The organism is Streptomyces sp., from assembly GCF_050698815.1.
GTDB lineage: Bacteria > Actinomycetota > Actinomycetes > Streptomycetales > Streptomycetaceae > Streptomyces.
Window position 1 is genome coordinate 1 of record NZ_JBOHCV010000119.1, and the last position, 9,627, is coordinate 9,627.

11 protein-coding genes are annotated in these 9,627 nt (G+C 69.9%); 6 read left to right on the top strand and 5 right to left on the bottom strand.

Features of this window, described 5'->3' with window-relative positions; translation table 11 throughout:
* Window positions 1-539 precede the first annotated feature (539 nt).
* Both ACRDP3_RS04660 and ACRDP3_RS04665 read left to right on the top strand, forming a co-directional pair.
* Window positions 540-1,160, top strand: a complete 621-nt coding sequence (locus tag ACRDP3_RS04660; protein ID WP_431515523.1) for a helix-turn-helix transcriptional regulator — start codon at window positions 540-542, stop codon at window positions 1,158-1,160.
* A gap of 50 nt (window positions 1,161-1,210) precedes the next feature.
* Window positions 1,211-2,293, top strand: coding sequence for an inositol-3-phosphate synthase (locus ACRDP3_RS04665; RefSeq protein WP_431515524.1), 1,083 nt, complete (start codon window positions 1,211-1,213; stop codon window positions 2,291-2,293).
* A gap of 60 nt (window positions 2,294-2,353) precedes the next feature.
* Here the strand turns inward: ACRDP3_RS04665 and ACRDP3_RS04670 are convergent, their stop codons facing one another.
* From ACRDP3_RS04670 to ACRDP3_RS04680, 3 genes are all read right to left on the bottom strand, one after another.
* Entirely contained in the window at window positions 2,354-3,385 is a 1,032-nt protein-coding gene (locus tag ACRDP3_RS04670; protein WP_431515525.1) for an alanine racemase, read from the bottom strand.
* Between the two features lie 99 nt (window positions 3,386-3,484).
* The gene (locus tag ACRDP3_RS04675) at window positions 3,485-4,606 is read right to left on the bottom strand and encodes a lipid II:glycine glycyltransferase FemX (RefSeq protein ID WP_431515526.1); all 1,122 of its coding nucleotides are present in this window, start codon (window positions 4,604-4,606) and stop codon (window positions 3,485-3,487) included.
* Between the two features lie 85 nt (window positions 4,607-4,691).
* Window positions 4,692-6,239: an MFS transporter gene (locus ACRDP3_RS04680; protein ID WP_431515527.1), complete on the bottom strand. Its 1,548-nt coding sequence runs from the start codon at window positions 6,237-6,239 to the stop codon at window positions 4,692-4,694.
* 150 nt (window positions 6,240-6,389) lie between these two features.
* Between ACRDP3_RS04680 and ACRDP3_RS04685 the strand changes: the two genes are divergently transcribed.
* Window positions 6,390-7,343, top strand: coding sequence for a DUF5996 family protein (locus ACRDP3_RS04685; RefSeq protein ID WP_431515528.1), 954 nt, complete (start codon window positions 6,390-6,392; stop codon window positions 7,341-7,343).
* 67 nt (window positions 7,344-7,410) lie between these two features.
* Here ACRDP3_RS04685 and ACRDP3_RS04690 read toward each other — a convergent pair whose 3' ends face one another.
* Window positions 7,411-7,770: a UBP-type zinc finger domain-containing protein gene (locus ACRDP3_RS04690; RefSeq protein ID WP_431515529.1), complete on the bottom strand. Its 360-nt coding sequence runs from the start codon at window positions 7,768-7,770 to the stop codon at window positions 7,411-7,413.
* 111 nt (window positions 7,771-7,881) lie between these two features.
* Complete coding sequence (locus tag ACRDP3_RS04695) at window positions 7,882-8,181, bottom strand: hypothetical protein (protein ID WP_431515530.1); 300 nt, start codon at window positions 8,179-8,181, stop codon at window positions 7,882-7,884.
* Between the two features lie 244 nt (window positions 8,182-8,425).
* Here ACRDP3_RS04695 and rpsF point away from each other — a divergent pair, with 244 nt between their 5' ends.
* The 3 genes from rpsF to rpsR all read left to right on the top strand — a co-directional run.
* A complete protein-coding gene (gene rpsF / locus ACRDP3_RS04700; protein ID WP_431515531.1) occupies window positions 8,426-8,716 on the top strand; it encodes a 30S ribosomal protein S6 in 291 nt (96 codons plus the stop codon).
* 100 nt (window positions 8,717-8,816) lie between these two features.
* Complete coding sequence (locus ACRDP3_RS04705) at window positions 8,817-9,395, top strand: single-stranded DNA-binding protein (protein WP_431515532.1); 579 nt, start codon at window positions 8,817-8,819, stop codon at window positions 9,393-9,395.
* Window positions 9,396-9,460: 65 nt separating this feature from the next.
* Window positions 9,461-9,627: 30S ribosomal protein S18 (gene rpsR / locus ACRDP3_RS04710; protein ID WP_431515533.1), on the top strand; the 167-nt coding region annotated here is incomplete at its 3' end.

The window sequence follows — 9,627 nt, forward strand, 5'->3', positions numbered from 1 at the left end:
GTGCCGCCCTGCGGGCCTCTGCGCGACTGCCGGGACCGGCAGCGGGGCCCTGCGGTGGTGGTGGTGGTGCGGCTCGGCGGCCGGCACCGGGTGACGGTGGCGGCTGCGCTGCGCGCCGCCCCCGCCCTTGCGGCGACTTTCGACGGTGCTCGCTCATGGAACAGCTACTCCTCGGGCAGGCGCTCTCGCCTGAAGGTGGCAGTTGACGTCTGGTCCCCCCGAGTACGGCCCGCTGATGTTCGGTCTGCCGGCCGCACTGCACCCAGGACGAGGACGCGCTCTCGCGCCGTTTGGTTCCCGGTGGTGGTCTGCACAGCCGACAGACTACGCAGCCCCAAAACCCCCCTTAACCCGCATCCGTTTCAATCAGCGCAAGTTGCCTGCGGTGAATCAGAGATGTGAGTGCATTCACCTGGTTCCCGCTTGCCCCCTCCTGGCTCTCGCTCTATCGTGCTGATGTATCGAATCGATACATCAGCACGGCATAACACGGCATAACACGATGCGAGCGGCGAACGGAACGGAGGTGACGGCGCATCATGAGCAGGCGCTCCGGCATCCTTGAGTTCGCCGTACTCGGCCTGCTGCGCGAGTCGCCGATGCACGGCTACGAGCTGCGTAAACGGCTCAACACCTCACTCGGCGTCTTCCGCGCCTTCAGCTACGGCTCGCTCTACCCCTGCCTCAAGACGCTGGTTCAGCGCGGCTGGTTGATCGAGGAGCCGAGCAGTCCGCCGGAGGCGGACCTCGAGCGCGAGGCCCGCTCCGCCGCGCTGGCCGGCCGCCGGGCGAAAATCGTCTACCGGCTGACGGCCGACGGAAAGGAACACCTCGAGGAGCTGCTCTGCCAGACCGGGCCGGACGCCTGGGAGGACGAGCACTTCCGGGTCCGCTTCGCTTTTTTCGGGCAGACCTCGCGGGACGTACGGATGCGCGTGCTGGAAGGCCGCCGCAGCCGGCTGGAGGAGCGGCTGGCCAAGATGCGCGCCTCGCTGGCCCGTACCCGCGAACGGCTCGACGACTACACCCTCGAACTGCAGCGACACGGCTTGGAGTCCGTGGAGCGCGAGGTGCGCTGGCTCAACGAGCTCATCGAGAGCGAGCGCACCGGGCGGGGCCGGGGGGCCACCTCGCCGGATCCGTCCGACGACACCGCATGAGGCCGCGTACGTACGCGGCCTCGAACGATCACACACAGGGAGCAACCGGAATGGGTTCGGTTCGTGTAGCCATCGCCGGCGTGGGCAACTGCGCCGCCTCGCTGGTACAGGGCGTCGAGTACTACAAGGACGCCGACCCCGGCAGCAGGGTGCCGGGCCTGATGCACGTCCAGTTCGGCGACTACCACGTGCGCGACGTGGAGTTCGTCGCCGCCTTCGACGTGGACGGCAAGAAGGTCGGCCTGGACCTGGCCGACGCCATCGGGGCGAGCGAGAACAACACCGTCAAGATCTGCGACGTGCCGCCCGCCGGGGTGCCCGTGCAGCGCGGCCACACCCTCGACGGGCTGGGCAAGTACTACCGCGAGACCATCGAGGAGTCCGACGCCGAGCCGGTCGACGTGGTGCGCGCCCTCAAGGACAGCGGGGCCGACGTACTGGTCTGCTACCTCCCGGTCGGTTCCCAGGAGGCCGTGGAGTTCTACGCCCAGTGCGCGATCGACGCCAAGGTCGCCTTCGTCAACGCGCTCCCCGTCTTCATCGCCGGCACCAAGGAGTGGGCGGACAAGTTCACCGAGGCGGGCGTGCCCATCGTCGGCGACGACATCAAGTCCCAGGTGGGCGCCACCATCACGCACCGCGTCATGGCGAAGCTCTTCGAGGATCGCGGCGTCATCCTGGACCGCACCATGCAGCTGAACGTCGGCGGCAACATGGACTTCAAGAACATGCTGGAGCGCGAGCGCCTGGAGTCGAAGAAGATCTCCAAGACGCAGGCGGTCACCTCCCAGATCCGCGACCGCGACATGGGCGCGGACAACGTCCACATCGGCCCGTCCGACTTCGTGGCCTGGCTGGACGACCGCAAGTGGGCGTACGTACGGCTCGAGGGCCGTGCCTTCGGTGACGTGCCGCTGAACCTGGAGTACAAGCTGGAGGTCTGGGACTCGCCCAACTCCGCCGGCGTCATCATCGACGCGCTGCGCGCCGCGAAGATCGCCATGGACCGCGGCATCGGCGGCCCCGTCCTCTCGGCCTCCTCCTACTTCATGAAGTCGCCGCCCGTGCAGTACTACGACGACGAGGCCCGCGAGAACGTCCAGCGGTTCATCGACGGCAAGGTCGACCGCTAGCGACCGGCACCGGGGCGGGCATCAAGACGGCCCGCCCCGGGCCCGCCAGCCGTCAGCCGCCTAGCGGTCGACCGTACGGTCGACCGTCGTCGTCGTGTGCCGCAGCTGCGCCGTCAGCTCCTCGCCGACCTTCGGCTCCGGCGCGTCGGCCGGCACGAAGAGGATCGACAGCTGCATGTGCGGCGGCTCCGCGAACCACCGCTGCTTGCCCGACCACAGGTACGGCGACAGGTTCCGGTTGACCGTCGCCAGCCCGGCCCGCGCGACGCCCTTCGCCCGCGAGGACATCCCCTGCAGCGCCTTCGGCGACTCCAGGCCGACCCCGTGCGAGGTGCCGCCGGTGACCACCACCAGCCAGCCGTCGCCCGGTGCCCTGGTCTGCCGGTAGCCGAACCGGTCGCCCTTGGCCACCCGTGTCACGTCCAGGATCGAACCCCGGTACTCCGTCGCCGTGTGGTCCCCCAGCCACAGCCGGGTGCCGATCCGGGCCCGGAAGTTCGTCCGCGGGAACTGCTGCTGGAGCCGCGCGAACTCCTGCGGCTTGAGATGACTGACGAACATCGTCTCCAGCGGCAGCCGTGCCGCCCGCAGCCGGTCCATCCAGCCGATGACCTCGTCCACCGCGTCCGACCCGTCCGTACGGTCCAGCGGCAGGTGGATCGCGAAGCCCTCCAGCCGTACCTCGTGGATGGCGGTGTGCAGCTTCAGCAGGTCCTCCTCGGTGACCCCGTGCCGCTTCATGCTGCTCATCACCTCGATGACGACCCGCGCCCCGCGCATCAGGCCGACGCCCTCCACCGAGGACACCGACCGGATCGCCCGGTCGGGCAGCGGCACCGGCTCCTCGTCCTTGCGGAACGGAGTCAGCACCAGCAGATCGCCGCCGAAGAAGTCCTTCATGCGGGCGGCCTCGTAGGTCGTGCCGACAGCGAGGACGTCGCTGCCGAAACGGGTGGCCTCGTCGGCCAGCCGCTCATGACCGAAGCCGTAGCCGTTGCCCTTGCAGACCGGGACGATCCCCGGGAACTGCTGGATCACCGACTGCTGGTGCGCCCGCCAGCGAGCGATATCGACGTAGAGGGTGAGCGCCATGGCCGGTAGGACACCTTTCTTTCGAGTCTGTCTCGGTCTCTCGGAGCTGTCTTCGGTACGCGGTGGCGCGCGCCTTGCCGCGCCCGCCGCGGCGCGCCCTCAGCGCCGGGACATGTACATGTCCAGTGCCTTGTGCAGCAGTTTGTTGAGCGGGAAGTCCCACTCGCCGACGTACTCGGCCGCCTCTCCCCCGGTCCCCACCTTGAACTGGATCAGTCCGAAGAGATGGTCGGTCTCGTCCAGCGAGTCGCTGATGCCCCGCAGGTCGTAGACGCTCGCCCCCAGCGCGTACGCGTCCTGCAGCATCCGCCACTGCATCGCGTTGGAGGGCCGTACCTCACGCTTGTGGTTCGCCGACGCGCCGTAGGAGTACCAGACGTGGCCGCCCACGACGAGCATCGTGGCCGCCGCGATCCGCTCGCCCTCGTGCTCGGCGAAGTAGAGCCGCATCCGGTTCGGGTCCTCCGAGTTGAGCACCTGCCACATCCGCTCGAAGTACGACTTCGGGCGCGGCCGGAACTTGTCCCGCTCCGCCGTGATCTCGTACAGCCGCTGCCAGTCGTCCAGATCCTTCCGGCCGCCCTGGACCACCTCTACGCCCGCCTTGTCGGCCTTCTTGATGTTGCGCCGCCACAGCTGGTTGAAGCCCTTGTGCACATCCTCCAGCGAACGGCCCTCCAACGGCACCTGGAAGACGTAACGCGGCTGCACGTCACCGAAGCCCGCGCCGCCGTCCTCGCCCTGCTGCCAGCCCATCCGGCGCAGCCGGTCCGACACCTCGAAGGCCTGCGGCTCGATGTGCGTCGCCGTGACCTCCCGAAGCCGCTTGACCTCCGGGTCCTGGATCCCCCGCTTGATCGCCGCCGCGTCCCAGCGCCGTATCACCACGGGCGGCCCCATCTTCACCGAGAAGGCGCCCTGCTGCTTCAGATGCGCCAGCATCGGCTGCAGCCAGGCCTCCAGCTGCGGCGAGAACCAGTCGATGACCGGGCCCTCCGGCAGATACGCGAGATACCGCTTCACCTTCGGCAGCTGCCGGTAGAGGACCAGGGCCGCCCCGACCAGCTCGCCGCTGCGGTCCTCGAACCAGCCCAGGTTCTCCGACCGCCACTCGCTCTTCACATCCGCCCAGGCGGGCACCTGACAGTGACTGGCCGACGGCAGGCTCCGGATATACGCCAGATGCTGCTCACGGCTGATGGTCCTCAGGGTCAGGCTCATGCGGGACGCTCCTCCGGCGTACGTAACCAACTCGCCGCGAAGCCTACTGTGCGCGCCCACGGCACCACGGGCTCCGCCCCGGGCGTCACGAACTCTCCGGCCTCTCCCCGGCGCCTTCGGCCGTGCCTTCGGCCGTGCCATCGGTCGCGACCTCGGTCGCGGTCGGCGGTGGCGCCGACAACGAGCACGACGGGCAGACCGCGTCCACCGACTCCGGCGCCGGCGCCGCCGCCCGTACCGCGAACCACGCCGTCGCCCCCGCCGTCACCAGCAGCCCGGCACAGACCCACATCGCGCCCTGGAAGGCGGCGTCGACATCGGCCGGTGTGCGGTACTCGTCGCCGGACAGGCCGACGACTGCCGGAATGGCGGCCACCGAGATCAGGCCGCCGGTGCGGGCCGCCGCGTTGTTGACGCCGCTCGCGGTGCCGGCTCTGCCGACGTCGACGGACTCCAGCACCGTCGCCGTGAGCGGCGCCACCAGCAGCGTCATCCCGGCACCGAGGGCGATACCGGCGGGCAGCACATCCGCCATGTATGTCGCCCCGGTTCCGACCCTGAGCATGAGCAGCACCCCGGCGGCCGCCACCAGCGGCCCGATCGTCAGCGGTACGTGCGGCCCGATCCGGCTGCCCAGCCGTGCCGCCCAGCTGGAGAAGAACAGCATCAGCACGGTCAGCGGCAGCAGCGCCAGCCCGGCCAGCAGCGGCGAGAAGCCCGCCGTGGTCTGCAACTGGAGGATGAGGAAGAAGGACACCGCTGCCAGCGCCCCGTAGATGAGCACCGTCACCACGTTCGTCATCGAGAACAGCCTCGAGGAGAACAGCACCAGCGGCACCATCGGACGCGGTGACCGTCGCTCCACCACGATGAACGCGACCCCGAGCAGCACCGCGGCGGCCGCCGTCACCACCGCGGCGAAGGGCTGGGTGGACGCGGCCGTCAGGGCGAAGGTGAGGGAGCCGAGCGACAGTGCGGCCAGCACCGCACCGGGGAGGTCGAACCGGCCGCCCGCCGCTGCCGCGTCGTCGCCCTCGGCGGACCGGTTCTCCGGTACGTACCTCAGGGCGACCGCCACCGTCAGCACGGCCAGCGGCAGGTTGATCAGGAAGACCCAGCGCCAGCCGGGGCCACCCACCAGCCAGCCGCCCAGCAGCGGCCCCACCGCCCCGGCCACCCCGCCCAGCCCGGCCCACGTCCCGACGGCCGCGGCCCGGTCCTGCGGCCGGAAGACCGCCTGGATGATGGCCAGCGAACCAGGGGTCAGCAGAGCACCCCCCACTCCCTGCAGGCCGCGCGCCCCGATCAGCGCCCCGGCGGTCGGGGCGAACCCGCACAGCGCGGAGGCGACCGCGAACCACAGGACCCCGATGACGAAGATCTTGCGGCGCCCGTAGCGGTCGCCGAGCGAACCGCCCAGCAGGATGAGCCCGGCGAGCGTGAGCAGATAGGCGTTCACCGCCCACTGCAGCCCGGCCAGACTGGCCCCGAGGTCCGCGCCGATCCGGGGCAGCGCCACGTTCACCGCCGTGCCGTCCAGCAGCACCATGCTGGAGCCCAGCACCGTGGTCAGCAGCACCCAGCGCCCGGTGGCACTGGCCATGGACACCTCACCGGCCCGCACAGTGGTCATGGCCCCATCCTGCTGGCTCGGCCCCCATGGCGCGCCCCGCGTCCGCTCCCCGCGCGGACGCGGACATGCCGGACGCCGCCGACCTGGTCACCATGGAACTCACCGGAAACGCATGAGCAGGCCGGAAACGCATGAGCAGGAGGGACACGCATGGAGCTGTTCCCACCTCTGCCGCTCGCCGAGTGGCAGGACACCAAGGAGACGCTGCACCGCTTCGAGCAGGTGATCGGCAAGATCCGCCTCGCCGCGAGCCCGCGGCGCAACCACTGGTGGAACGTGCCCTTCCATCTCACCGGACGCGGCATCACCACCCGCCCGATGGGACAGACCGACGGCAACCCCGTCTTCACCATCGACTTCGACTTCGTCGACCACCAGCTCATCGTCGCGACCCTGGACGGCAGCTCGCTGTCCTTCCCGCTCCTCGGCCAGTCCGTGGCGTCGTTCCGCGCCCGCACCCTGGACGCGCTGGCCACCCTCGGCGCGCACGTGGACATCACCGTCCCCAAGCCCTTCGACCTGCCCGACACCGCACGGCCGTTCGCCCAGGACACCGAGCACGCCACCTACGACCCCGGACACGCCAACCGCTACTGGCAGGTCCTGAGCCAGGTCGCGCTCGTGCTGGAGGAATTCGCGGCCCGCTTCTCCGGCAAGTGCAGCCCGGTCCACCACTTCTGGCACACCATGGACATCGCCCACACCCGCTTCTCCGGCCGCCCCGTCGAACAGCCGCTGCAGCCGCCCCAGACCGACCCCGTGACCCGGGAGGCGTACTCGGAGGAGGTGACCAGCTTCGGCTTCTGGTTCGGGGACGACACCTTCACCGGGCCCGCCTTCTACTCCTACGCCGCGCCCGAACCCGCCGGACTGGCCGACGGCCCCCTCACCCCCGCGTCCGCGCACTGGGTCGCGCACCACGACAGCCACCTCGCCCTGCTGCCCTACGGCGACGCCCGCGCCGAGGCCGACCCCCGGGCGGCCGTGCTCGGCTTCTACGAAAGCGCCTACCAGGCCGAGGCCGGACGCGCCGGCTGGGACATCGACCGGTTCACCGCTCCCGGCGGGGTCACCGACCAGCAGCTGACCGGCCGGCGCGGCTGACGGCACCCCGGCCGGGCCGGCGCCAAACCATGATCAGCGCAGCCCGTGATCGGTGCGGCTGCCGCGATCAGTGCAGCTGCCGCTGCCAGTCCGCGGGCACCAGGCCCTCCGGGCCGGGCGTCGGCTGCGACGCCGGGTGCGAGGTGGGCGGTGCCAGCGGCGGTCCTTCGTAGAGCTCTTCGGTCTCGGCGTTCCAGAACCAGTCCTCACCCGGCTCGAAACTGGTCAGGAACGGGTGCCGCGCCTCCCGCGCGTGCCGCGTGGCGTGCTGCCCGGGAGAGGAATCGCAGCACCCTATGTGCCCGCACTGGGCGCAGCGCCGCAGATGGAACCACCACCCCGGCCCGTCACCCCCGGCGCACTCCACACATCCCCCGCCACTGGGCTCCGCCGCCGGATCGATGCCCGGCATCTGCTCCTGTGCCATGTGACAGCTCCTCACGGTGACCCCGGGGGTCACCCGATCGGTTCGTCTTCAGCGGCGCCGATCCCCGAGTCCGTGGCCGAGCCATCAGGCGTTGGCGGGCGCTACCGGGCGCTAACCGAGCAGCCCGCCGTACGCCATGCCCAGGTAGAACCCGACGGCCGCCGCCCCGAGCCCGATGATCAGCACGAAACGCTCACCGGTCGTCGCCGAGATGAACTGCCCCCAGGCACCGGTGAGGATCCCCACCAGGCCCGTCCAGCTGCTGACCACATGCAGCCCGTGCCACATCGCCGTGATGAAGGCGACCGCGCCCAGCACGATCGTCGCCGCCGCGAAGGTGTTCTCCAGCGGATGCGCCTTACGGTCGGCGAGGAGCAGGGAAACGGGGTTGTGCCGTACTGCCTGTGCCATGCGACACCTCCTGACAGAGGGCGGTGCTCTTCGGCGCTCTCCAGCGCTCCACGGCGCCGCTGCGTGACTCCGCTCACACCGTTCCATCCAGATTGCGCCGACTTGCCCCCGGATTTCAACCGGAAGGCACAAGCCGGGTACTCTGAACGGTCTGCACCGCCGCTCATGCGGGGTGCGGACACGCATCACGACCCTCCTGCCACGGAACGACCGTGGCCGCGAGTCCAGAGGAGGTGGGTTCCACATGCGTCACTACGAGGTGATGGTGATCCTCGACCCCGATCTCGAGGAGCGCGCAGTCGCCCCCCTGATCGAGAACTTCATGTCCGTCGTCCGCGACGGGCAGGGCAAGGTCGAGAAGATCGACACCTGGGGCCGCCGTCGGCTCTCCTACGAGATCAACAAGAAGCCCGAGGGCATCTACTCGGTCATCGACATGCAGGCCGAGCCCGCGACCGTCAAGGAACTCGACCGTCAGATGAACCTGAACGAGTCGGTCCTGCGGACCAAGGTCCTCCGTCCCGCCGGCCGCTGAGCAACTGACAGCGGACAGGGACCGGGCAACCGAGTAGCAGCAAGCCACAGAAGCCACTGCAGCCACAAGCAGCCAGCAGCACCCCGCCGAGAGGTTCACCATGGCAGGCGAGACCGTCATCACGGTCGTCGGCAATCTGGTCGACGACCCCGAGCTGCGCTTCACCCCCTCCGGTGCGGCGGTCGCGAAGTTCCGTGTCGCGTCCACCCCGCGCACCTTCGACCGGCAGACCAATGAGTGGAAGGACGGCGACAGCCTGTTCCTGACCTGCTCGGTCTGGCGTCAGGCGGCGGAAAACGTCGCCGAGTCCCTCACCAAGGGGACGCGCGTCGTCGTGCAGGGCCGCCTCAAGCAGCGCTCGTACGAGGACCGCGAGGGCATCAAGCGCACGGTCTACGACCTCGACGTCGACGAGGTCGGTGCCAGCCTCCGTAACGCCACCGCGAAGATCACCAAGACCACCGGCCGCGGCTCCCAGGGCGGCGGCTTCGGTGGCGGCGGCGGTCAGGGTGGCGGCGGCTGGGGTGGCGGCGGCCAGCAGGGCGGCGGCGCACCCGCGGGCGACCCGTGGGCCACCGCCGCACCGGCCGGCGGCGGCCAAGGCGGCTCCGGCGACGGTGGCGGTGGCGGCTGGGGCGGCGGCTCCGGCGGCGGCTACTCGGACGAGCCCCCCTTCTAGTGCCGGTCACGGCACCAGGGCGGGCCCGACAGCTACCCACTTCTTGAAATTCACTGGAGAGAGACATGGCGAAGCCGCCTGCTCGCAAGCCTAAGAAGAAGGTTTGCGTGTTCTGCAAGGAGAAGATCTCCTACGTCGACTACAAGGACACGAACCTGCTGCGGAAGTTCATTTCCGACCGCGGCAAGATCCGTGCCCGCCGGGTCACCGGCAACTGCACCCAGCACCAGCG